This is a genomic window from Bacillus pinisoli (genome assembly GCF_023036475.1).
GTDB classification, from domain to species: Bacteria; Bacillota; Bacilli; order Bacillales; family SA4; genus Bacillus_BS; species Bacillus_BS pinisoli.
In genome coordinates, this window is record NZ_JAJQKI010000004.1 from 306,439 (window position 1) to 331,084 (window position 24,646).

A 24,646-nucleotide genomic window follows, 5' to 3' on the forward strand; every position below is an offset into this window, starting at 1 on the left:
GCAAACTCGCAAGTAAAATCGAAAAGTCGCAAGAATTTTGCCTGAACCCGCAAGTAAAATGTCTTTCCTCAAGATTTTAGACCCAGCTCGCAAGTAAATTTAAAAAGTCGCAAGAATTTTGCCTGAACCCGCAAGTAAAATGTCTTTCCGCAAGATTTTAACCCCAACTTGCAAGTAAATTTAAAAAGTCGCAAGAATTTTGCCTGAACCTGCAAGTAAAATGTCTTTCCGTAAGATTTTAGACCCAACTCGCAAGTAAATTTAAAAAGTCGCAAAAATAAGGCCTAAACTCGCAAGTTATCAAGAAGCATGCGCAAGCATACTGCAAGGCACATGTGAACAACACAATGGTTACTCCTTTTCACGAAACACCTACAAGAAAACAGCACAAAAAAACAACTGACTCATTGAGACAGCTGTTTCACACTTGGATTTTGAACGATTCTTGCAAGTCTTGCCTTTCTCAAGCCAAGCCACCACAAAAAAATCATGAACGGAACCATAAAAATAACCCATTTTTCAATAGAATAGATTATAAAGTTGTATGAACCATGAAGTAGAAATGGTACGAAAAGAGAGTATGAAAACAATCTTTTTCTTGTGTTCCCTAAAGAAAATTTTGTTTTCCCGAGGTAATACCCCATTATGACACCGAACAGTGCATGACTAGATACGGGTAAGAGGGCTCTACCAAACGCCACATCCACACCGTGAGCGAATAGATAAAGTATATTCTCTGCACTTGCAAAACCCAGAGAGACGGACGCTCCATAAACAATTCCATCATATATTTCATCAAACTCTACATGCTTATAGGCAACGAAAAAAAGGATAAACCACTTAAAGAACTCCTCAAGTAGTCCTGAAACTAAAAAGGACTTAAGAAGGTTAGATTGAACAATTCCCTCTTCTGTTAATACATATTGAATAAACATAATTGGGAATACGAGGATCGCTCCAAACACAAACGTTCTGAATACCATTGATATAGGTTCTGCTTCATATTGATCTTTTAAGTAAAAATAACTGAGCAAGGCAACACCGGGGGCAATACCCGCTGTAATAATTCCCAGCATCATGTGTTCCTCATTTCTGTTCGACTACTAATAGTCTATATTCTTTAATTACTGCTTTTTGTGAATGTATATTTAATGTTAAAATCTTTAGTAGAACAACCCTTCTTTACATTCATTATTACTTTCTTATCGTAACATGTTAGAAGATAATTGAGAATGAACATTTTATGATCTATGGAGGACTTATGAAGAATATTTTATTACTACATACAGGTGGAACCATTGCAATGAAGGAAGACAAAGAAAGTGGTGCGGTTGGACAAGTAGGAAATCATCCACTTAACGAAGCTCTCTCTTCTCTATCAGAATATGGAAATATTATGACTGAAGATGTATTTAATTTACCATCACCTCACATCACCTCAAAAGAAATGCTTATATTAAAAAATAGAATAGAGAAGGCTGCCAACAATGACAATATTGAGGGCGTCGTCATCACACACGGGACGGATACGCTAGAAGAAACGGCCTACTTTCTCGATCTTACAATCCAATCTACCATACCAGTGGTTTTAACTGGTGCCATGCGATCTAGTAATGAAGTAGGCTCGGATGGTCCTTATAATTTACTCTCTTCAATAAAGGTCGCAGCTAGTGACGATGCTGTTGGTAAGGGCGTTCTTGTAGTTCTTAATGATGAAATACATACTGCTAAGAACGTAACAAAAACCCATACCAGTAATGTTGCAACTTTCCAAAGTCCTCAATATGGGCCAGTAGGAATTGTAACGAAACGTGGGGTATCTTTTCATCACGCTCCGATACATCGTGAAAATTTTGTTATCACAAATGTTTCAAAGAAAGTTATGCTATTAAAAGCTTATGCAGGGATGGATTCCACCCTGTTAACTACTCTTTTGGATATGGATATTGATGGAGTTGTAATTGAAGCACTTGGACAGGGAAATCTCCCACCTGCGATGATTAATGGGATTACAGCTCTCCTAAAGCAGAACATCCCTGTTGTCTTAGTATCACGTTGTTTTAACGGTATTGTACAAGACATATATGGATATGAAGGTGGCGGTCGCCAATTAAAGGATCTCGGTTGTATTTTTTCTAACGGATTAAGTGGACAGAAGGCAAGAATTAAATTAATGATCGCCCTAGAACAAACAGTTGATTTCAAAGAACTTCAAGAAGCTTTTTTAAACTAAGACTTTATTCGTATAATTATTTCTTTCTTAAAAATCCTAGAAGCCATATTTTTACTTACTAGTATAAAGTCATCTACCCTTCATCTAGAAAGCCGCTCTTTTCTATAACAATAAATACATCTTTTATCGTTTAGAATATGCTAATCTCAGATAAAGTAGGCTAAAAAGCAACCCCTAACATTAGTTAGGGGTTTTTCCTACTATAGACGCTGCAATTAATCCACCATGAAAACGTCCATTTTCAATGAAGATTTCATTCGCATTATTACCAGCGGCAATGACTCCGGCAATGTAAACTCCATTGACATTGGTTTCCATCGTAGTAGGATCAAAAAATGGACGCCCTGATGAATCGTCAATGTTCACACCTATTCCCTTCAAGAAGGTATGATCCGGATGATATCCTGTCATCGCAAACACAAAATCATTCTTCATCCTGTATTCTTGACCTTCTTTTTCAAAGAACACTTCATGTTCTGTAATTTTAGTGATGGTTGACTGAAAATGCATCGAAATTTTCTCCTGTCGAACTAAAGATTCAAATTCTGGCAGAATCCAAGGTTTAATACTTGGTGAATACGTTTCGCCACGATAAAGGACAGTCACTCGCGCCCCTACTTTTTCAAGCTCAAGCGCAGCATCAATTGCAGAATTTTTCCCTCCAACTACGACTATATCTTTATCAAAATAGGGGTGTGCTTCTTTAAAATAATGGAACACCTTATCTAGCTTTTCACCCGGAATTTCTAAGAAGTTTGGGTGATCATAATATCCCGTTGCAATAACGACGTACTTTGCTTGATATTCGTTCTTAGCCCCATCATTCTTAATTGATTCTACCGAGAATAAACCTTCTTCTTTAGGATGTACATGAACAACTTGTTCAAATGAATGAATGCGTAGCTCCTTTTTCTGTACGACTCTTCTATAATAAGCTAGAGCCTGACTCCTAACAGGTTTTCGATTCTCGGTGATAAATGAGACATCTCCAATTTCTAGTTTCTCACTTGTACTAAAAAAGGTTTGGTGAGTGGGATAATGGTAAATAGCGTTTACAATATTCCCCTTTTCAATAATTAACGGATTATATCCTTTTTCTTTAATTGCAATGGCAGCTGCCAATCCACAAGGACCACCACCGATAATAATGACATCTTCTTTTAACATTTACTTCCCCCCATTTTTTATAGGGTCAATCGAATATCAACTTGGCTTACTATTTGTTTGAACCCTTAAACTTTAATCATACCTTCATGGAAAGAGCCTCTAAACATATAAAATCCCCTTATCATATGTAATGATAGGGGATTTTATAGGTGTATGCAATCTTTTAGCAAGTGAAAATAAGGATCTTACTTCCACCTAGTATTATTCATGAGTGTTTATTAAATCCAACCTCTAAATCTTGAGGCTTCTGCCATCTTACGCACACCCACCATATAGGCTGCAAGGCGCATATCTACTCGACGTGATTGTGCAGTATCATAAATATTATTAAACGACTTCACCATCACTTTTTCGAGCTTTTCTTCTACTTCTTCTTCAGACCAGTAATAACCTTGGTTATTTTGTACCCACTCAAAGTATGAAACCGTAACTCCACCAGCACTAGCTAAAACATCCGGTACAAGAAGTATTCCACGCTCTGATAAAATTCTTGTTCCTTCAAGAGTTGTTGGTCCATTTGCAGCTTCAACTACAATGCTCGCTCTAATATTATGAGCATTTTCTTCAGTAATTTGATTTTCAATCGCAGCTGGTACAAGAATATCGCAGTCCAGTTCGAGTAATTCTTTATTCGAGATTGTATTGTTAAATAGCTTTGTCACCGTACCAAAGCTGTCTCTACGGTCTAGTAAATAATCAATATCTAATCCTTTTGGATCATATAGTCCACCGTAAGCGTCAGAAATACCTATAACCTTTGCACCTGCATCATGCATAAATTTAGACAGGAAGCTTCCTGCATTTCCAAATCCTTGCACTACTACTCGTGCACCTTCTAAGTTAATGCCACGTTTTTTTGCAGCTTCTCGAATACAAATTGTTACACCCTTTGCAGTTGCAGATTCACGCCCGTGTGATCCGCCCAGTACTAAAGGTTTTCCTGTAATGAATCCAGGGTTATTAAATTCATCAATTCGGCTATATTCATCCATCATCCAGGCCATAATTTGTGAGTTTGTAAATACATCTGGTGCTGGAATGTCTTTCGTTGGTCCAACAATCTGGCTAATTGCGCGTACATACCCACGACTTAAACGCTCTAATTCTCTAAAAGACATTTCACGAGGATCGCAGACAATTCCTCCTTTTCCTCCGCCGTAAGGAAGATCCACAATACCACATTTTAAACTCATCCAAATCGATAAAGCCTTTACTTCTTTCTCTGTTACATTTGGGTGGAATCTAATTCCTCCCTTTGTCGGTCCAACAGCATCATTATGTTGTGCACGATACCCCGTAAAGATTTTGACAGATCCATCGTCCATTCGAACCGGAATTTTTACAGTCATTAATCGAATAGGTTCCTTTAATAACTCATACACTTCTTCAGGGTACCCAAGTTTCTCTAACGCGTTATGTATGACAGTTTGAGTAGATTTTAAGACATCTAATTTATCACTTTCATGAGAGTGCTCTGTGTTCTTTTCGGCTACCATCTGTAAACCTCCCAAAAATTTTACCTTAAGTATTGTTTCCATTCGGTAATTAGTATACACCTTCATTTAGTTTATGCAAATAAGAAAAATAACATTTTCTTGTTTTCACTCGATTTTTTTGAAAACGATTACATATTGTGTTTGTTAATATATTTCTATATCATTTTTCCCGTTAATCCTTACTTTAGACAAAGAATGCCCAATGTTTCTCGTTATAAAAATGAAGAGCCGGTATAGGAATACTCCTATACTGGCTTCTATCTTAGAAATATTCGTTTAACTGTTGTAATGCCTTTTCTGAGATTAGTTGTTTCCCGTATTCCGAAACCCTGTAGGTGGTAACGGTGGCTGGATTACCAAACTCAGCTAACAAGGCAATCATATTATCTACATTTTGCTCTCCAAACTCCGTATCCTCAAATAAGAGGTAGTAGTGGTTTTGGTAGTGGAATAACGAGCCACCCATAATATCTAAATTAAACATTCTCTTAGCTAATGCTAATACATCTTCAAAAGAATGAAACTCATAAAAAATATCGTAACTTTCATCTAGAGTAACTTGCATTTCAATGTACTCATCCAAAAAATCATCTGCGTCATCCGCAAAATTCTGTTCTTTTGTCACAATGACTACCATTCCTTGCGCTTGTAAGGAAAATACTTCTACAGCAATGGGGCCATCTGCTTCAAAACCAAGCTCTAGACTGGCTTCATCCATCATATCCCTAAAAAGCTGTTGCACCTTTGGGGCATCTTGCCAAAGGTCTTCCTTAGTTAAACCGCGTTCAAGGAGGTCATCAAATGTGAGAAATACCTTAATTTTATTATAGGTTAAACGTTCTAAGCGCATATTATGGTAACCTCCTTACCATCAACTCCCACATCCTTGCTATTACTATATGATTGGATCGTAAGATGGTTCATCACATTTTCACTCTCAGTTTACACCTATTTAAAGAAGTAAGACAAGTCATCTATGCTAACCTAGTATCAATCCATGAATCCCATTCTTCTTTTGTATTGCCGAGTAAGTGTGTACCATATTTCTCTTTCTTACTTTCATCCAACAAGTTGAATGCTGGTCCGCCAATTCCAACTTCTAAGTCCGCATGACTCTCCCTTAAGCGGTCAACGAGAGTGAGCGTATCCAGTAAGTTATATACCATTGTGCAAGACAAGAATAAGAATCTAGGATTCACCTCTTTTAGTACAATGTCCATATCATTCGGCTCAATACTTGCCCCTAAGTATATGACTTCAAAGCCTCTCTTGCGAACATAAAGTGTAAAAATGAGTAAACCCAATTCATGCCACTCATTTGGGCCACAAACTGCAAGCACTTTAGGTAAGTATGGATTAGTCGGTAACGTATACATAATGTGTCCGATTCGTGATCTTAAGAAGGATGAAGCAAAATGTTCATGAGCACTGGTGATTTTACCCTTTTCCCACAAATCGCCAATCTCCACTAATACGGTGCCTAAAATATCTATTGCAACCTTATCTAGGGAATACAAGCTAAAGGCATAATTTAAGTACTCATGAGCCTGATTTTCATCAAACTGTAATAAGCTCTTTGTCAATTTATGGGCTAGCTCAAGATCTTGTCCCCCACCGCTAGACGAATAAGATATCGTCTCTGATACTAAGCCACTATTTTCTAATAAATTTATTGCCTGACTAATGGTAAAACCTTTATTTACTTTTTGTATGAGCCAGTTCAAAATCTTAACATGCTCTTCTGTATAGAGACGGTGACCTGCCTCATTTCGTACTGGTGCAATAATTTGATATCTTCTCTCCCACGCTCTTAGCGTTCCGGCCTGAATCCCGAGCATTTGAGAAACGGCTTTTATATTATATTTACCTTCTGGTGAAACCATCTAACATCCTCCATAAAACATTATATCCTCTTAGAATTATAGCCAACAATACCACTTGTTTAAACTTTGTACAAGTTTTGTTATATCATTTTTTTACTTTTTCTTTTTACTTTTTCGAGACGATAATTAGATTAGATTCAGCTGGTGCTCCTAGTCTTAAAGGAAGAAAGGTAGTCCCATACCCATTACTAATGAACACTTTTGCCCCATTCATTGTCTTTAATCCTCCTTTTGGATGAAGTCCCCATTTCCAAAAGCGAATTTGACCTCCATGTGTATGACCACTAAGGACTAACTTAATGCCATGCTGCTCTTTTAATTCCTTCACAATTTCAGGATTATGACTGATCAAAATCTTAAAACTTTCCTCTTCAGCATCAAATAATGCTAAATCTAAACGTGCTCTTTTTGTACCATAGTCATCAACACCTAAAAGACAAAGCTTTTCACCCTGTCCCGATTCAAACGAAACGGCTGTATTATCTAATATCTTAATTCCATAATCTAGTAATATAGAGTCCAGTTCATGATAATCTACTTCGTAATCATTATTTCCCCATACAAAATAGGTGGGACCTAACTCTTTTAAATTTTTTATATTTTCCTTTACTCTTGTGAAAGGGACTCTTTTTTCAGTCAAGTCTCCTCCAATTACAACCAGATCCACTTTTCCTTTTATTGATGAAAGCATGGACGGAGATATGATTCTCCTATGTATATCTGAAATGAAATAAATAGAGATAGTCCCAAAACTCTCAGGAAACTCATCAGGTTTTACCTGTATGGTTTGAACTACATCCCGATGAGCTTCCATAAACATATAAATGACAAGCCCCAATAGTAAAACAAAGCTCCCAATAAGGAAGTAAATAACCAACTTTCTACAACCCCTTCTGTCTATCCAAATATGGTAAATAACGGTTTATTTTTATAGAAATCATACCATAAATAAGGGAAAAACATAAAAAGGCAAAGCCAACTTGTGGATTTAGAAAGAAGTGGATGGCAAAATTAATGATAACTAAATAAGGGATCAACACTTCAATAAGATGAATTCTGGCTCCTTTTACTAAAGCATACGTCTTTTCCATACAATCTCTAATCAGTTTGGCATTTGCAATGAAACCAAAGAAAAAACAAAGCATTCCAAAAAAGAAACCAACTGGATTTAAGATTGTACTAGATAAGAATTGACTTATGTTCATGAAGGGTGTGATTAAGCTTGAAGCCATCAAACCGCCCATGAATCCAATAAATAAACAAACGATTGAAATCATCATAACGAAAAACCCCCTTACCACTCATAGATATGATGGAAAGGGGGTACACATGATTCTCTATTTTATTAATCTTCTGTAATATCTAGAACTCTAAATCCTACACTTTCTAGCTTTTTGACAAACTTATCGATGTTATCATTCTTTTCAACCTTCATAACAATTCGTCTAACTAGCTTATCGGTTTCGTCAAAGGTGGATAGAGAAATAATATTTTCATGATATTGTTTTGCGATTTCTGCTAAACGTGCAATTCTTCCTTCTGTTTCAACTGATGAAAAAGCAATACGAACTCCTGGACGATGCATACCAAATGCACTTTGGAATTGCTCAAGGACGTCATAACGAGTAACAACACCTAGAAAATTCAAGTGTTCATCTACAACCGCTAAGATCGGCATATCCTTTAACATGACTAAGGTTCTCTCAAAGATTTCTTCTCCCTGAAGATATATGTCTTGTCTAGTAGCTATTTCCCCTGCTTTAGTTGTTGTTAAATAAGTCTCTCTGTCACCTGGTCTTTCAAAGAAGCATTCATACACATGGTATCTAGTCACCATGCCGACATATTTACCATTTTTTAGCACCGGAACTCCATCCACTGAGAGATCTTCCAGTTTTTTCAATGTCTCTTGTATGGAGTCATTAAAATCAACTGTGTGACTCTTATGTTTCGGAATCATAATACTCTTAACAAACATTTTAAACACCCCTTTTATTTAGGCTCATTTCTATATCATTGCTGCTTTCAGTCTACTCTAACTATGATGGTCTCTCTTTGTTCCCTATTGAAAAGAGCAACTCTCTAGATAGAAGTAGCCAATTTTATGAAAGCGACAATCTATACGAAAACAGCCTATACTTATACAGAACAAACTGTTTTTTCCCTTTATACTTCCATCCCACTTATTCCATTCATTTATATTCCACAGTTTGGGTTAAAAACCCTCTTATTGTTAGACATTTTTATGAATATTTACTCATATAGTTTTATGAAGCATTCAAAAGATACCAGATTACTACAACTAGATGAACAGGAGGGTGTCTTATGTACACATCAAGAAAGAAATACCATCCGTACGTCAGTCCGTTTGATCCATGTCCACCTATAGTGGTTAAATCCTATTCTACACCGCCACATTTATATATGGGGTTACAACCCTATGGTTTACCTCAATTTTCACCTAAAGAGGCATTATATAGTGGCACCCTATGGCCAGCTTTTTATGATCCTTATTATAATCCACATGAAAAGCCAATGAGGGAGGAGAGCTAAATGAAACAGCTTCCACCAGAGTATTATTCTTTATTAGAAGAACTACAGGCTGTTGACTTTGTTCTTGTAGAGTTGACACTATACTTAGATACTCATCCAAAAGATTACGATGCCATTAGACAATACAATGAGTTTGCTAAACAACGAGGGTTATTGAAGAAGCAAATGGAGTCAAAGTATGGTCCTTTACAACAATATGGAAACAGTTATTCTGGCTACCCATGGAATTGGGATGACGCACCTTGGCCATGGCAGGTTTAATAACATAACCTTTGGAGGGATGTGTTCACATGTGGATTTACGAAAAAAAACTACAGTATCCGGTTAAAGTCAGTACGTGTAACCCTACCCTAGCAAAGTTTTTGATAGAACAATACGGTGGTGCAGACGGAGAATTAGCCGCTGCATTAAGATACTTAAACCAGAGATATACCATTCCTGATAAAGTTGTAGGATTACTTACAGATATTGGAACCGAAGAATTTGCTCATTTAGAAATGATTGCAACGATGATTTACAAATTAACGAAAGATGCGACACCTGATCAGCTAAAGGCAGCAGGCTTAGCACCTCATTATGTTAACCATGACAGTGCACTTTTTTATCATAACGCTGCGGGCAATCCTTTTACGGCGGAATATATTCAAGCTAAAGGTGATCCTATTGCCGATCTATACGAGGATATAGCTGCTGAAGAGAAAGCAAGGGCTACTTACCAATGGATTATTAATATGAGTGATGATCCAGATTTAAATGATTCATTACGATTTTTAAGAGAACGAGAAATCGTTCATTCTCAACGTTTCCGTGAAGCAGTTGAAATTCTAAAAGATGAACGAGATAAAAAGGTGTTTTTTTAAGGGGAAAACCAGATTTTGGAATTTAACGAAATAAACAATTTATACGAAAAGAGTATTTTTTAATCGATTTTTTTATAGAATTCTCTTTTTTCAACATAGAACCACGAGCATCCTCGCTTACTTGCGAGGCCTCGTCAGGTTCTTACGTCCATTTATCGGCTTTCTCCTCCACAATCGTCCTATCGGGATCTACCTATTTATTTTCGTGATACAAATTAATATCCTTCTCCATTTTCATTTTCTGGAATACTTCATTTCTCTGTTCCCAATCGAATGGATATCTCCAAAGTAAATGACTCTTTTGAACAATCTCCTTCCTTAGGTCCTGATATTCTTTTTCATGTTTTTCTTTTTTCTTCTTAAAATGAGAGCCCAATCCTCCTAAGAAAATGAGAAATCCAATTAGAATATAAATAAATCCATCAGCGATGATTGCAGAAAACATGAGGTCAGCACTCGTTCCATACGGCTTAAGAATAAAATAATTGATATAGTAGAATAGAATTAGAAAGAAAAACAATGAACACCAAGTACAGAAAATTAGTTTTTTCTTATAGTTATCAAACTTCACTTTATGTTTATATACATTTTGCAGCATAATCTTAGTTGGTTCATCTGTATGACTTCCAAGCTCTTGAATGAATTTTTCCATTTCATTCTCACCTCTCTCATTTACTACTTGTCTTATTATATTCACGTAAATGGAAGGATAGAAGAATAGAGATCAGAAAAGAGCCTAAGAAAAAGACCAAATTAACTATTTGGCCTCAATCCTAACTTATCTGGTTGATATTAGGTATTACTTAGTAGCATTTGAAAGTTTCAGTGGAATCTCTAAGACTTGTCCTTGTTCCACTTTATTCTCAGAGAGCTTGTTCCACTCTTTAATTAACGCTTCACCATCACGGCTATTATAATAAAGCTGAGAAATGGAATAAAGAGTCTCGCCTTGAAGAACAACATGAATCTTAACGTCTTCACTTGCCTTTGTATCTGACTGTGAAGAAATAGACGTATCTTCAGGTTGTTCCGTCATTTCTTCCGTCTCATCACTAACAATCTCTTCATTTGTATTGTCTTTATCCTCTTCTTCTTGCACGGTGGATTTCTTATTAGAGCCTATGGATATTTTTTCACTATGCGATAATTGTTCCTTTGTAACCTTGCTTGTTGCCGGCATCTGATTATTTTGATGATACGTGTACCCCAAGAATGCTATAGGTAGTAGCACTATTAAGAGGGTTAAAAAACGAAGTAACGGAAACTTCAACTTCAATTTTGTTTTCTTTTTCTCATCTTTTGCTTGATGAATCTTACTACGAGGCGGTAATGAAAGAGCATCTTCTGAGCCTTGCAATTCCTGCTGTTTCACATGCATTTTTTCTCTTAATTGTTGTGCTTGGTCTCGTTGCTCTTGAAAGTCAGACATGCCCTCACCCCTCCTTGCTTTTTTTCCTATAATCTAAGCTTATTTTAATTCCGAACACAAAGTCTATTAAAAAATGGGCAAAAATTGTCACCCAAAGATTTTCTGTCACTTCATACAATATTCCTAACAAGAAGCTTAATGTGGTAACAATGATAAATAACACCCATTTTTTAAGGTAGCGAACATGCAATAGAGCAAACGTTATACTGGCTACCACTATGCCGAAATGTGTCTGGATGACTCCACGAAATAACCACTCTTCAGCAAAGGCGATTAACCAGCACAACACAAAAATGTGAAAAAATGACCTTGATTGAAAAACTCGGTCATTAATTCCTCCGTCGTCAAAGTATCGTTTGGGCAATACCTTCATTAACCATAAATCGAAAAAGATAACCGTAAGCCCCGTTGCACCACCATACAATAGGATCTCCGTTATATCTAACTGCCATATTGACTGAAAGCTATCGGTATCAAAAAGGAAATAAGCCGCAATAGTAGCGACAGTTAATAAAAGAAATTGTGTCAGGTACAGGTGGAAGAGCACCTCCCGATCTGACATTTGTTTAATCAGTTCAGACTGATCCTTCATGGTAAACACTCACTTTATTAGTATCAATTTTAACTCTTGTTGCCAATCCTTTACCTTTATCTCACTTGTTTCACCTTTGTTTTCATACAACTGATAGTCCACTTTGCATAGGTCACAGCATTGGGGAACAGGCTTTGTTAATTTTTCATCAAAGATTGATAGGTATCCTTGTCTTCTACAAGTAGTAGATGTATGCATCCATTGGCTCATTTCTTGAAGTTTTTGATGCTTATAGACTAGGCGCTTTTCAATTAAGGTCTTTATATGTCGTAGAAACTCTTCAGGCAGTATATCTTTTACTAGGCGACCTTCTATTAACCACCCACCGATTTCAAGTTGATATTTAATAAAACGCCAACCTGTTTCATTTATAGTCGAGAATGCAAGTAATTCATCTTCTTTTATAAGCTGATGTAGAGGAACATTGTTTTTGATTGTGGCGACAATATGTTCTAGTTCATCTTTTGATGGAAACTCTTGCTGTATTAATGCTTCCGGCAGTTCCTGATCACTTGGTGAATGAAGCAAAATCCCGATACTAGGTAATCCATCTCTTCCTGCTCGTCCAATTTCTTGAAGGTATGCTTCGATGGTTGTGGGATAGTGAAAATGAATAACATACCGCACATTCGGTTTATTGACCCCCATACCAAAAGCATTTGTACAACAGATAATTTGGAGTTGATCTGATAGAAACTGTTGTTGAATCAACATTCGTTGTTCAGCATCCATCCCCCCGTGATAGTAAGCAACACCCTTAATCCCTGCCTCTACTAACAATGAAGAGATATGTTCAGCCCACCAGCGGCTAGAAAAATAAATCATGCCTGGTCCCTGAAGACGTTGTACCCATTCAATGAGCTTTCTTTTTTTATCGTCAATTGTAGCAACTTTTTCAACATTAATCGAAATATTGGGCCGATCTATGGAATGTAGGTGATAATGAACATCTTTAAGCTTTAAAAAACCAACGATATCCTTTAATACCTGTTTTGTGGCAGTTGCAGTTAGTGCCAAACACGTTGGAGAACCTAATTCCTTCATCACACTACTTAATTTTAGATAATCTGTTCTAAATTCATGTCCCCATTGTGAGATGCAGTGAGCTTCATCTATAACAAATAATGAAACATGAAGTCTTCGTAACTTGTTCATGAAATACGAATTCTGTAACATTTCTGGTGACACAAAGATATATTTATATTTCGCTAGATCTTCTACCACTCTTTTCTTTTCTTCGAATGATAAAAAACTGTTTATGGCCACAGACCTTTTTTCACCAATCATTTGTAGCTGATGAACCTGGTCCTCCATTAAGGATAGTAAAGGAGATACAATGATAACGGCCCCGTCAAGAATATATCCAGGTAGTAAATAACAAATGGATTTACCCGCCCCAGTTGGTAGCATGGCTACCACATTTCTGCCAGCTATTACATCTTCTATGATTTCTTGCTGCCCTTTTCTAAAAGAGGTATATCCAAACCGTTCATGTAAAATGTTACGTAGTTCCATGCGCACCTCCTATTTTGGCTAAAGCCAAGCGGATTTCAAAATAACTAGCTTCTACAGGTAAGTGTTGTTTAATTAGTTTCAATTGGTTTGATTTCACCGTTTGAATACACTCTAAAATAGTTACATACTTTTCCTCATCTAGAAACGGAGAAATATCAAATGAAGGGTTCATTAACGCAATTTCTACAATATGATCTTCTATTGTATTTTTTTTTAGTAATCGAATTGATGCTATTTCCTCTACACTCTTACCAATCATTAGTAACTCTAATGTCTTTGTGGTTGACTGAGTTAATGGAACAGTTTTGTTTGTTATGGTTGTTGCAAGTTGTGCGAGCAATGGAAAATCTGTTGGAAACTTCTCAACTTGATGTAATAATTCATGCAATACCGACTGGAAGTATATCGACACCTGTACAACGTCCATTTCAAGCATATTTGCGATTTGGTCGTTGGTAGATCCTACTCGATTAATACCTGTTAATTTATAGACAAAGATCATTGATTGTTTCTCATCAAGCTTAAATAAAATTGAGTACAATTCATCGTAAAGATGACTCGCTACTTGTTCCCTAGAAACAGCTTGTCTTCTCAGAAATAATTTGACCCACTGAAGGATATTTTGATCACGGTTTATGGGAATAAACCGGGGTTCATGATGAATAAGATAAGACAAGCATTGTATGGTTAAAGAAAGACGTTCCCAAAATACTTTTGTATCCCCTGAAAACCTCCAACCGCTTAAACCTTGTGGGAGAGAGAATGTCTGGAGGTATTCTTTTCCTTTGTTTGTAACAATAAAAGATTCCTTTTCGTTTTGAGCAATCATTGCAGTGTTTGAAAGTTCTTTTATCGCAGCCTCAAGAACGTCTCTTTTAAGTCCGGGTATAACACCAAATAATAATTCAAGTTGGAATAGCTTTGCGTCTTGAATAGTCTGAGATGAACGTTTTCCTTTATACAAGTGATAGATTGAAAAAATAGACCGTTCTCCATTAATTTTTTCTAGTCCGTATAAGATTATGAAATATAGATACTTCATCGGCAGATTCCTTTTCTTATTCTTCCTTATATTTTATCAAATTTTTAAGGAAAGTGGGTTAGTTTATATTTTCTTGGAAAGGGTATTAATATAGGTGAAAACCTTATGTGATAAGCATTCTCAATGAGTTTCTTGTTGAAAAGTTGGCCAAACAGTTTTACAATATGTATGAAGGAATTCGTTTCCACTTTACAAAGTTACTGTACTAATGTAACGATGAGTGGTTTCACCAAAAAGCGCTATTCTAGCATAAACTAATTATGTGTAATTTTATTCAGGAGGTTTTTTCTAATGGCAAAGTATACAATCGTTGACAAAGAAACTTGTATCGCATGTGGAGCATGTGGTGCAGCAGCACCAGACATCTATGATTATGACGATGAGGGAATTGCATTCGTAACACTAGATGACAATGCAGGAATCGTTGAAATTCCAGATGTATTAGTAGAAGATATGATGGATGCATTTGAAGGCTGTCCTACAGACTCCATTAAAGTTGCAGATGAGCCATTTGACGGAGATGCATTAAAATTCGAATAGTACTAGATATTCTCTAGTTACATTTAAAAAACCTCTGTTTGACAGAGGTTTTTTTTATGTTTTTTATAATTAGGAAAAATACTGTTCCCTACTATGAAAAGTGTCACTTAGTTCAATATGATTGAAGTTCATTTTATGCACGGGTGAAAAAGCCTTTCGCGGAGTTAATACGAAAGGCCTTATGCCATAGAGACGACTTGTATCAATTATAAAAGCGCTATAAAAATAAGGTAATGTATTACTCTTGTTGTATTGACAGCTCTTGGCCAATCAGGATTATGTCAGATGATAACTGGTTCCATTCCTTAATGGAAGAAACAGAAACATCATATTTCTCAGCTATGCTCCAAAGTGTCATCCCTTTCACAACTTCAACAACAAGTGGCTCCGCTTTCTGAATAGAGCTTGGTTCTGTTTTATTTTTTTCCAATTCGTCCGATAATTCTTCTGTATGATAGTCCTTAGAAGATACGATGACAGAAGTTGACAGTAACTTCTCTGCTTCTTTTTCTGTTATATTCCAATCAGCAACCTGTTCATTCTGTAAAACGTTTTCTAATAACGCCACTTTTTCCTCATGTTTCTTTTCTGCCATAGCTTGTTTCACTTCACCATCGATTAATACCGATACATCTAGAGCGTGAAGAGGATTAATGGAATTAGTTTTTTCAACGTTCCAATCTCCCATATGTACTTCAAAATGTAAATGAGCACCTCTTGATCTACCCGTATTACCGACCTTACCGATGACTGTACCTTTTTTTACTTCTTCGCCTTCTTCTACAAATCTCTCACTTAAATGTGCATATACCGTTTCAAACCCTGTTGGATGCTTTAAAAAAATCACATGGCCATAAGATGATGAATAATAAGATTTGGAAACAACTCCATCCTCTACAGCAAAAGTATCTGTCCCAGTTGGGGCGGCGATATCAATCCCATGATGATTCCCACCTCTTGTCCCAAAATGATCCGTCAATTCTCCGTAGGTTGGCCACACCCACTCAATGGTCTCTGCTAATATTATAGGGGATTCAATTTCCGTAGCAGCTGCTCTCACGGTCTTTACACTGAGAAACATGCAGGCAATACAAAATCCCATAATTAATACAATTAATAAACGCCTTGATAAATCCAACATACAACTTGTCCTCCTCTAGACTTCTGCTTTTTCTCATTTACTCTCACACTGGGGTGATGTTTAGCAGTTTGGTTTAACTATTTCTTCAGGTTGGAATTTATGAATACTCCTAAGTGGTTACTTTTTCCTTTTTCCAGAAAAATTACTCACACCCTGTAAAGTTTTCCATCAACGTTATAGATTTATGAGGACAAGTTTAAAAATAGACCAAAAAAATAGAGGCAGTTAGCCTCTATTTGGTTAGATTAAAGTTAATATAATTAGGTGCAAGTGGTACTTGGACTGGATTTGGCTGATTCTTTACTTGTAATTCAATCCCATCCATTCGTTCAGGTGTATTTTCAAATGTTACATCCTGATAGCCAAATTCTTTTGCTGTCAAAAGGATCGCTTTTATCATTAAGATATGAGAAGAATCCTCCTGGTTAATGCTGCTTTCTGGAGAAAAAGTAACCAGCAAACTGTCGTTATCAATTTCGGATGTTTCTATAGTAATATTTGATGGTATGGTAGGTTGTAAATGGTTTTCGTTTCCTTTCATTCCTTCAAGAGCTTCTCCAAAGCTACTATATGTTGCATTGGAAGGTACAAGATATGTTGCTCCATTCCCACTAGTAGATGCAAAATAGCCCTTTAGTGTCGACATTGATAAACTAATTGTATCACGCGGACCATATTTTCCAAGCTCTACCTGAGTACCGTCTTTCATTTTCAATATTGCTTCGGTATAACCCATCCATCTTAACGTTTCAATAATACCTTCAAAATAAGCAGTATCCTCAAATCCTTTACTTACAAATCCTTCTGGAAAAATCACTTCAACTTTATTATCTCCAACTTCTTCAAAGTCGAGATTACTTAGAGGTGTCACACCTAAACCAAAGTTTTCATAAGGAAGTTGATCAAGAGCTTGCTCTACTAATTCTAGTCTTGATGTTGCTGCGTCATTCAAAACAAATGTGATTGGAACAACACTCATGTACTGTTCATCAACAACACCAATCGTCACATAATTGTCATCTGCACTTGTTAAAATTTGATTTAACACTGGAGAAGCAACAGTTATTTCCATACTTTTATCCATACTTGCAGCACTGTTCTCCCCTACGATTGAAGTGGATTCTGACTCGCCTTCTTTTATCATTGTCATCTCTTCATTTGCTTCTTCAACACTTGCACTCTCTTCTGAAGAGCCACCAGAATATTGGAGGAAGGAAGGACCAATCACCATAATTAGGAGTACGGCTGCAACCGCGGCTATACTTGGAAGGACCCATGTTTTGACCGTTTTCTTCCGAACTTGTTCTTCCTGCATACGTGCGTTTATTTTGCGGTATAATTCATCTGAACTTTGCCGGTCCTTTATATGAGGCATATGCTGAAGAAATTCCTCTAGCTGCTTATCGCTCCACTCTGATTTTTTCAACTGTACTCCCCTCCTTTCCCATTGATTCTTCCATAATTCCCTTTAACGTTTTAAGTGCACGGTGCTGAGTGGTTTTTACTTTACTCTCTGTCCAATCAAGAGCCTCAGCTGTTTCTGTGATTGATAATGATTGCATGAATCGCAAAATAATCACTGCTCGCTGGTCCACTGTTACTTGATCTAAGCATTGATACATTAATTTTATTTCATCATTTTGTAAGGCAATCTCTTCAGGTAAGGGTTGATGGTCTTTCACTTGTTGCGTGTTCCAATCAAAAGTCTCAAGCAGTCGCTGCTTCCAGCCCTTTTGCTTTCGGAAATGGTCAATGGCTACGTGTCTAGCAATTGAAAATAGCCAAGTTTTCTCGCTACTCTTTCCTTCAAATCGTTCGTATGCTTTTAACACTTTAATATAAACCTCTTGTACCAAATCCTCAGCTTGTTCCCGATTTCTTACCATGTAAAATAGGAACTGAAATAAATCCTGATGGTATTTATCATAAAGCTCTTGGAACACGGTGTTCATGCCTTACCCTCCCCGTTAATGATATAGTCGTATGTAAATGATAAAAAGTTACAGTTTCCAGTAAATTCTTTTCTACTATTATTGTAGCATCTTAGATTCCGGACTATCTATATTATTTTTCCCTCAGGTACTAATAAAAGGGTTTATAATAAGCTTACTTCAGGTAATGTAGTCTAAGTATTAGAAAGGCTGTTTTCGTAAAGATTGTTGCTTTCGTAAAAATCCCAATTGCCGGATTTTTACTCGTTAGTACAACGTCCAGTGATTTAAATAGAGAGAGTTGCTCTTTTCTAACAATTATCACTTTGATTTTGCGTACAAAATAGGGTGGGTTTTAGAAAAATTAGCTTGTAAAACAACAAAGTTTTAGAAAAGAGCCATTAAAAAAGAGCCGCCTACCAAGCAGCTCAGGAACATGTTTGAATTTTGCTTTTTTCTAACAATGGTTACTTCATTAAATAGAGAGGAATAGTAGCTTGAAAAGCAACAGGGTTTCTAACCACCTTATTTCGCAAACTCTGAAAGATGTGAAATTATGTTGAAATCCTTTATAACCCACTTGTCTTGCTCGTACTGGATATGATTCATACATGCGTTTAACAATGGAGTATGTAACTCCAATGCTTCTTCAGATAATAGATCGAATAACTCATGAATGACAGCTCCATGTGCGACAAGTACGACTCTTTTGCCTGCAAATTTTTCATTTATTCTTGTAAGACCTGCTAGAAGTCTGTTATGAAAATCCGTGCTATTTTCTTGATTCGTGTAGCTACGATTTGGGAATATAACTTTTCTTTCTTCTGATGTCATGCCTTCTGCATCGCCAAAAAATTTCTCTTGAAATTCTTCCATTAATACTAATGGAAGTTGTAATGCTTCATTAATGATTTCTGCCGTCTGCCTTGCACGCTTTAAAGGGCTTGAGATGACAACATCCCAATCAAATTGAGTTAAATAATCCCTACATTCTTTAGCTTGTCCTATGCCTCGATTATTTAAAGGGATATCCACTCTGCCCTGAAGTCTACCTGCTGCATTCCAATCGGTTTCTCCGTGCCTAATTATATAGATTGTTGTCAACCTAGTTCCTCCTCATATTGTATGCTGCATCGTTTTAAAAGTTTTAGTCTAATAGAAGTAATACTTCAAGCACTTGTTATATCTTTTATCCTAGTATACTAAAAATCTTAAAAATTTTTAATAGTAAAATGCCCAGAGTATTATACAACTCTGAGCGACAATATAATGATTATTTACCTTATTATTTTTGTATATCTTATCTTCGATTACTTTTTGGATCAAAAGCATCACGTAAGCCATCACCGATAAAGTTTATACACAGTACTGTTATAAGAATGGCTAACCCTGGTGGCACCCAGGCTTCCGGACTGTTTCTGAGTATTCGTAAGCTTTGTGCTTCAGAGATCATATTTCCCCAAGTTGGAGTTGGTTGAGGAATACCAAAACCAATGAAACTTAGACCTGATTCAATAATGATTAAGGTTGCCATCATTAGTGTTGCGTTTACGACAATGGGTCCAATCGCATTCGGTATAAAATGTTTGAAGATTATTCTTATGTCGCTTGCTCCAATTGCTTTTGCACCAAGAACAAACTCTTGTTCACGCAAGGACAAATAGGTCCCTCGTATAATCCTCGTTAAATTAGGCCACGTTGTTAAAGCAATAATAAAGACAAAAATTCCTATCGTTACTTTTTCCAATAAAGCCACAATCGTTAAAACTAGAACAAGAAATGGTAGGACGAGCATCATATCTGCTGCCCGCATGATGATACTATCAATTTTCCCTCCATAATAACCTGCTATGGATCCAAGTGTCACCCCAATAATTAAAGTAAAAATCATTGAGCTAAAACCTACTATAAGCGAGATTCTGCCGCCATATAGTAATCTAGACAAATTATCTCTTCCAGAACTATCGTTACCAAGCGGATGTTCTTCACTTGGAGGACGTTCAATTAAGGTTAGATTGGACTTTGTTGGGTCCTGATCTGTAATCAAAGGAGCAAAAATAACAGACAAGACAATAAAGGTTAAAACAAAAACTCCAATTACTGCTAGCTTATTCTTCATAAACCTTCTAAAAGCAAGCTTAAAGGGACTAGTCCCAGCTTTTTCTTTCGTCATGTTGGTATTGACCGATTCTTGTAAATTAGTTTGCATCATATCACCTCAATCATAACGGATTCGCGGATCGACAATACTGTAAAAAATGTCTGCTAGTAGGTTACCAACAAGTATACAAATACCTAGCAATAAATTAATGGCCAATATGACAGGATAATCTCTATTACCAATTGAATTTAAGAATAATGTCCCAATCCCCGGATATTGGAATACTCCCTCTGTAATAACAGCTCCACTTAAAAGTACACCAATTTCAAATCCTAATAGTGTAATAATCGGGATTAATGCATTTCTAAGTGTATGTTTATAAAGGACCGTTCTCTCTGTCATTCCTTTTGCTTTAGCAGTTCGAATATAGTCACTAGCCAAAACATCGAGTACCTCTGATCTTATATAACGCATATATGCGGCTGTCCCCGCTAAACCAAGTGTAATTCCAGGTAAGATTAAGTGTTTAAGCTTGCTATAGATTAGTTCTATACCTTCTAATCCCGGTTTTGACACTGAACCTTGTGAAGGTAGCCAGCCAAGATGGATTGAAAATATATAAATAGCCACTAATCCAAAGAAGAAGTTTGGAATAGCAAGTCCAAGAAAGCCGAAGGTCGTTGCTCCGTAATCTAACACAGAATACGGTTTTCTAGCGGAGTATATTCCAATAGGAATAGAAATGACTATCGTTATAAAAAGGGAGAATAAACCAAGATATAAAGTGTTTTGTAAGCGGTCACCTATTAACTCAGTAACGGTTCTACCTTTATATACATAAGATTTTCCGAAATCCCCTTGTACGACAGATGATAACCATCTTCCGTATTGAACAGGAATGGGATCATTTAAGCCAAGCGCTTCTTTTTGTTGTTCGAATACTGCTGGATCAATATTAGGATCTAAAAACTTTCCTGATATCGGGTCACCAGGTGCTGCAAGTACAAGTGAAAATACAATCATGGTAAGGGCAATAAGCATTGGAATGAATATAAGAATTCTCCTGATAATATATTTGTACATTGGTTTCCCCTCCATTCGCTAAAACTAATTAGAATAGGCTGTTTTCACGATTGATGCCACGTTAAATTTTCTAGCTAAGATTTAGAATGTTGCTCTTTTCTAAAGATACTATGCGACTTTAACACAACATACCTTTAGAAAAGAGCCTAAGAAAAAGAGCAGCGGCGCTAGACCGCTCGCTCTATCCATGTATGAAATCTCTTACTCTGTTACCGACCATATGTGTGAATCGTTGATAAATGAATATGGTCTTACATCAATACCTTGAATTCGGTTATTATAGGCCCATAAGCTGTTTTGTGCATAAAGGATTAAAGCAGGTAGATCGTCTTGGTACATTACTTGCCAATCGCTATAAACCTTTGTTCGATATGCTTGATCAAATGCATCTGGTGGTGAAAGTGCATCTAGTAATAACTGATCTGCTTCTGGATTGTACCAGCGCCCAAAGTTATAACCAGCTTTTGATGACCATAATCCACTAGGATCTGGATCAGCACTTCCTAGACTCCAACCAAGTAAGTATAGATCCCAATCTTGATTATTCTTATCTAATGCTTCTGCATAGGCTGCAAATTCCATAGGTTGACGAAGGTCAATCTTGATTCCAACAGCTTGAAGATATTCTTGAATGATTGGAGCAGAACGCTCACGGATTTGGTTACCGATTGGATAATTTAACGTTAACACCCATTCGTTCCCATCTGGATCTTCTCTAAAGCCATCTCCATTTACATCTTTGTATCCTGCTTCATCCAATAACTCATTAGACTTATCCGGATCAAATGGATATTGGTTTGGATTTTCTCCATCATATGCCCAGAATTGTGTCGCGATTGGTGCATTAATTACCTCTCCACGTCCATAAAGTAATCCGTCAATTAAACCTTGACGATCAACAGCATAAGCGATTGCATGGCGGACTCTCTTATCTGAAAGCTTTTTATTTGGTACGAAGTTTTCAGGATTAATCGTTCCTGCCTCAGCATCTTCTTTTGTACGGTGGTTAATGTTCATCCCCATTAACTGATAGCCGAAATCTGGCTGTTCGATAATTGAAATATGTTCCATCGCACTCACTGTTTCAAAATCTGCCGCTTGGAATCCATTTGGATCGGCTACAAAATCAATCTCTCCGTTTTCAAGAAGTCCTAAAATTACGGCTTGATCCACAACCCTCCAAACAACACTATCCAGCTTCGGTTCACCTTGCCAATAGTCAGCATTCTTTTCTAACACATATTGCTCTCCTTCAATAGCTTCTGCGTACTTAAATGGACCAGTACCAATTACTTCACCAGGATTTAAAGTAGCACCCGCTTCAGGAATTTCTGCAACCGGAATGTCCTTGAAGACGTGTTCTGGGATGATTGAGAAACTAGCATCCTTTAACGCTGTTACGTTAGGTTGTGTAAAGTTAAACTTAACCGTATAATCATCAACTTTTACAACACCTTGGAAGTCAGTTGTTTTTCCTGTAGAGAAATCCTCGTAACCTAGTAATCTAACTACAAAATCAGTACGAACTCCACCAGCTTCAACATATCCTGGACTTGCCATTGTTTTATAAGTGAAGACAACATCATCTGCTGTAAACTCTTCACCATCATGCCACTTTACACCTTGCTCTAACGTAAACGTAGCTTCTGTTTGATCATCATTGAACTCCCATTTAGAAGCTAAATTTGGAACAAAGTTTAATTCATTATCTTGTGTAACGAGTGCTTCATGTGTAAAAGATAGAATGTTAGCTTCATAGGCTTCTGTATAGAATATTGGATTAAAGACCCCAGTCGGTGCCGTATCCATGGCGCCAATGATCGTACCACCAGATACTTCCTCAGTTGGTGTTTGATCATCGTCTTTTGGATCCTTTTCTTCACTTGTTGTTTCACCATTTCCACCTGAACAAGCAACTAGCATGGAAAACAAAATACCAAAAATGATTACATGAAACCAATTCTTTTTCTTCAAACTCTTCACCTCTCAATTTTATTTAGATAGCTTTTTGTGACAACGCCAGAAGTACACCCTTTCCTTTACACAACCACCCCCTTAAAAGCGACCTTCTTCCCTTTAGTTATATAAGTGACATGCCACAAAATGCCCATTATTTACTTCAAGAAGCTCAGGTCGTTCGATCGAACATTTTTCATGAGCTTTTGGACATCTCGTTCGAAATGCACAGCCAGATGGTGGGTTGGAAGGACTCGGTAGATCCCCACTCAGAATAATTTTTTCTCGTCTTTGTTTTCGGTTGGTTGTCGGTATCGCAGATAGAAGTGCATTTGTATATGGATGTAGTGGGGTGTCGTATAGAGCTTGTTTAGGAGCTAATTCAGCAATTCTTCCTAAATACATGACGGCTACTCGATCACTAATATGTTTAACAACACTTAAATCGTGGGATATAAATAAATAGGTTAAGTCAAATTCATCCTGTAGGTCACACATTAAGTTTAATACTTGTGCTTGAATGGACACATCCAAGGCTGATACAGGTTCATCACATATGACAAATTTAGGTTGCAAAGCAAGAGCCCTAGCAATTGAGATACGTTGACGTTGACCACCCGAAAATTCGTGAGGATATTTTAGTCGGTCTTCTGCACGTAATCCGACTTTTTCAAGTAAATGAATGGCTTTATCATTCCGTTCAGATTTACTCATCTTTGTTTGAACAACAAGTGGTTCCTCTATTAACTCAGCAACACTCATTTTTGAGTTTAAGGATGCAAAAGGATCCTGAAAAACAATCTGCATATCACGTCTATACGGACGGAGCTTACGATTGCCAAGCTTTGAGATATCATCATCCTCAAAGAAGATCGTTCCTTCTGTAGGTTCTAATAGACGTAATAACACTCTTCCTAAAGTTGACTTTCCAGACCCAGACTCTCCAACAATCCCTAGAGTTTCCCCTCTTATAACTTGTAATGACACATCATCTACTGCCTTGACGTGACCAATTGTGTGCCTTAAAATACCACCTTTTATTGGGAAGTATTTTTTTATGTTATGAGCTTCTAGAATGAAATCTTGGTTCTGTGCTGAATCCTTTCCCTTTTCAATTACTGTCA

At 36.8% G+C, this 24,646-nt stretch carries 26 protein-coding genes; 5 read left to right on the forward strand and 21 right to left on the reverse strand.

Annotated elements, in window-relative coordinates:
• Positions 1–404: 404 nt before the first annotated feature.
• Complete coding sequence (gene prsW / locus LT143_RS08450) at positions 405–1,076, reverse strand: glutamic-type intramembrane protease PrsW (protein ID WP_246942490.1); 672 nt, start codon at positions 1,074–1,076, stop codon at positions 405–407.
• A gap of 185 nt (positions 1,077–1,261) precedes the next feature.
• Between prsW and LT143_RS08455 the strand changes: the two genes are divergently transcribed.
• A complete protein-coding gene (locus LT143_RS08455; protein ID WP_246942247.1) occupies positions 1,262–2,233 on the forward strand; it encodes an asparaginase in 972 nt (323 codons plus the stop codon).
• A gap of 180 nt (positions 2,234–2,413) precedes the next feature.
• Here the strand turns inward: LT143_RS08455 and LT143_RS08460 are convergent, their stop codons facing one another.
• From LT143_RS08460 to LT143_RS08490, 7 genes are all read right to left on the reverse strand, one after another.
• Entirely contained in the window at positions 2,414–3,400 is a 987-nt protein-coding gene (locus LT143_RS08460; RefSeq protein WP_246942249.1) for a YpdA family putative bacillithiol disulfide reductase, read from the reverse strand.
• 218 nt (positions 3,401–3,618) lie between these two features.
• Complete coding sequence (locus tag LT143_RS08465; RefSeq protein ID WP_246942251.1) at positions 3,619–4,896, reverse strand: Glu/Leu/Phe/Val family dehydrogenase; 1,278 nt, start codon at positions 4,894–4,896, stop codon at positions 3,619–3,621.
• A 262-nt stretch (positions 4,897–5,158) separates the two neighbouring features.
• Positions 5,159–5,746 (reverse strand): genetic competence negative regulator, encoded by a 588-nt coding sequence (locus tag LT143_RS08470; RefSeq protein ID WP_246942253.1) that lies wholly within the window; start codon positions 5,744–5,746, stop codon positions 5,159–5,161.
• A 124-nt stretch (positions 5,747–5,870) separates the two neighbouring features.
• Positions 5,871–6,779, reverse strand: a complete 909-nt coding sequence (locus LT143_RS08475; RefSeq protein ID WP_246942255.1) for a MerR family transcriptional regulator — start codon at positions 6,777–6,779, stop codon at positions 5,871–5,873.
• 106 nt (positions 6,780–6,885) lie between these two features.
• Positions 6,886–7,650 carry a metallophosphoesterase gene (locus LT143_RS08480; protein WP_246942492.1) on the reverse strand — a complete coding sequence of 255 codons (765 nt, stop codon included), beginning with the start codon at positions 7,648–7,650 and terminating at the stop codon, positions 6,886–6,888.
• A 10-nt stretch (positions 7,651–7,660) separates the two neighbouring features.
• The gene (locus LT143_RS08485; protein ID WP_246942258.1) at positions 7,661–8,059 is read right to left on the reverse strand and encodes a hypothetical protein; all 399 of its coding nucleotides are present in this window, start codon (positions 8,057–8,059) and stop codon (positions 7,661–7,663) included.
• A 65-nt stretch (positions 8,060–8,124) separates the two neighbouring features.
• On the reverse strand, positions 8,125–8,757 hold the full coding sequence (locus LT143_RS08490; protein WP_246942260.1) for a CBS domain-containing protein: 633 nt from the start codon (positions 8,755–8,757) through the stop codon (positions 8,125–8,127).
• A gap of 347 nt (positions 8,758–9,104) precedes the next feature.
• Between LT143_RS08490 and LT143_RS08495 the strand changes: the two genes are divergently transcribed.
• Genes LT143_RS08495 through cotJC form a run of 3 tightly spaced genes read left to right on the forward strand, consistent with a single transcriptional unit; the run spans position 9,105 to position 10,192 of the window.
• Positions 9,105–9,332: a spore coat associated protein CotJA gene (locus LT143_RS08495; RefSeq protein ID WP_246942262.1), complete on the forward strand. Its 228-nt coding sequence runs from the start codon at positions 9,105–9,107 to the stop codon at positions 9,330–9,332.
• Positions 9,333–9,593, forward strand: a complete 261-nt coding sequence (locus LT143_RS08500) for a spore coat protein CotJB (protein ID WP_246942263.1) — start codon at positions 9,333–9,335, stop codon at positions 9,591–9,593.
• Positions 9,594–9,622: 29 nt separating this feature from the next.
• Positions 9,623–10,192, forward strand: coding sequence for a spore coat protein CotJC (gene cotJC, locus LT143_RS08505; protein ID WP_246942266.1), 570 nt, complete (start codon positions 9,623–9,625; stop codon positions 10,190–10,192).
• 193 nt (positions 10,193–10,385) lie between these two features.
• Here cotJC and LT143_RS08510 read toward each other — a convergent pair whose 3' ends face one another.
• The 5 genes from LT143_RS08510 to LT143_RS08530 form a co-directional block, all read right to left on the reverse strand.
• Positions 10,386–10,844 carry a DUF2663 family protein gene (locus LT143_RS08510; RefSeq protein WP_246942267.1) on the reverse strand — a complete coding sequence of 153 codons (459 nt, stop codon included), beginning with the start codon at positions 10,842–10,844 and terminating at the stop codon, positions 10,386–10,388.
• 147 nt (positions 10,845–10,991) lie between these two features.
• Positions 10,992–11,621: a LysM peptidoglycan-binding domain-containing protein gene (locus tag LT143_RS08515; protein ID WP_246942269.1), complete on the reverse strand. Its 630-nt coding sequence runs from the start codon at positions 11,619–11,621 to the stop codon at positions 10,992–10,994.
• A gap of 4 nt (positions 11,622–11,625) precedes the next feature.
• On the reverse strand, positions 11,626–12,213 hold the full coding sequence (locus tag LT143_RS08520; protein WP_246942494.1) for a CPBP family intramembrane glutamic endopeptidase: 588 nt from the start codon (positions 12,211–12,213) through the stop codon (positions 11,626–11,628).
• A gap of 9 nt (positions 12,214–12,222) precedes the next feature.
• On the reverse strand, positions 12,223–13,728 hold the full coding sequence (locus LT143_RS08525) for a RecQ family ATP-dependent DNA helicase (protein ID WP_246942271.1): 1,506 nt from the start codon (positions 13,726–13,728) through the stop codon (positions 12,223–12,225).
• The gene (locus LT143_RS08530) at positions 13,715–14,770 is read right to left on the reverse strand and encodes a YpbB family protein (protein WP_246942273.1); all 1,056 of its coding nucleotides are present in this window, start codon (positions 14,768–14,770) and stop codon (positions 13,715–13,717) included. The genes LT143_RS08525 and LT143_RS08530 overlap by 14 nt, the downstream gene beginning before the upstream one ends.
• A gap of 291 nt (positions 14,771–15,061) precedes the next feature.
• Between LT143_RS08530 and LT143_RS08535 the strand changes: the two genes are divergently transcribed.
• Positions 15,062–15,310 (forward strand): ferredoxin, encoded by a 249-nt coding sequence (locus LT143_RS08535; RefSeq protein ID WP_149217864.1) that lies wholly within the window; start codon positions 15,062–15,064, stop codon positions 15,308–15,310.
• 238 nt (positions 15,311–15,548) lie between these two features.
• On the opposite strand, the gene LT143_RS08540 is transcribed toward LT143_RS08535, so the two are convergent.
• The 8 genes from LT143_RS08540 to LT143_RS08575 all read right to left on the reverse strand — a co-directional run bounded on the left by LT143_RS08540 (position 15,549) and on the right by LT143_RS08575 (position 24,638).
• Positions 15,549–16,451, reverse strand: a complete 903-nt coding sequence (locus LT143_RS08540; protein ID WP_246942275.1) for a peptidoglycan DD-metalloendopeptidase family protein — start codon at positions 16,449–16,451, stop codon at positions 15,549–15,551.
• Between the two features lie 232 nt (positions 16,452–16,683).
• The gene (locus LT143_RS08545; protein WP_246942277.1) at positions 16,684–17,877 is read right to left on the reverse strand and encodes a GerMN domain-containing protein; all 1,194 of its coding nucleotides are present in this window, start codon (positions 17,875–17,877) and stop codon (positions 16,684–16,686) included.
• Entirely contained in the window at positions 17,852–18,403 is a 552-nt protein-coding gene (sigX, locus tag LT143_RS08550) for an RNA polymerase sigma factor SigX (RefSeq protein WP_246942279.1), read from the reverse strand. Before sigX ends, LT143_RS08545 begins: the two co-directional genes overlap by 26 nt.
• Before the next feature lie 504 nt (positions 18,404–18,907).
• Positions 18,908–19,486 (reverse strand): histidine phosphatase family protein, encoded by a 579-nt coding sequence (locus LT143_RS08555; protein ID WP_246942281.1) that lies wholly within the window; start codon positions 19,484–19,486, stop codon positions 18,908–18,910.
• A gap of 196 nt (positions 19,487–19,682) precedes the next feature.
• Positions 19,683–20,591 (reverse strand): oligopeptide ABC transporter permease, encoded by a 909-nt coding sequence (gene opp4C / locus LT143_RS08560; protein WP_246942283.1) that lies wholly within the window; start codon positions 20,589–20,591, stop codon positions 19,683–19,685.
• 9 nt (positions 20,592–20,600) lie between these two features.
• Positions 20,601–21,566 carry an ABC transporter permease gene (locus LT143_RS08565; RefSeq protein WP_246942285.1) on the reverse strand — a complete coding sequence of 322 codons (966 nt, stop codon included), beginning with the start codon at positions 21,564–21,566 and terminating at the stop codon, positions 20,601–20,603.
• A gap of 201 nt (positions 21,567–21,767) precedes the next feature.
• Positions 21,768–23,540, reverse strand: coding sequence for a peptide-binding protein (locus tag LT143_RS08570; protein WP_418909817.1), 1,773 nt, complete (start codon positions 23,538–23,540; stop codon positions 21,768–21,770).
• A gap of 102 nt (positions 23,541–23,642) precedes the next feature.
• Positions 23,643–24,638, reverse strand: coding sequence for an ABC transporter ATP-binding protein (locus LT143_RS08575; protein WP_246942498.1), 996 nt, complete (start codon positions 24,636–24,638; stop codon positions 23,643–23,645).
• Between the last annotated feature and the right edge of the window lie 8 nt (positions 24,639–24,646).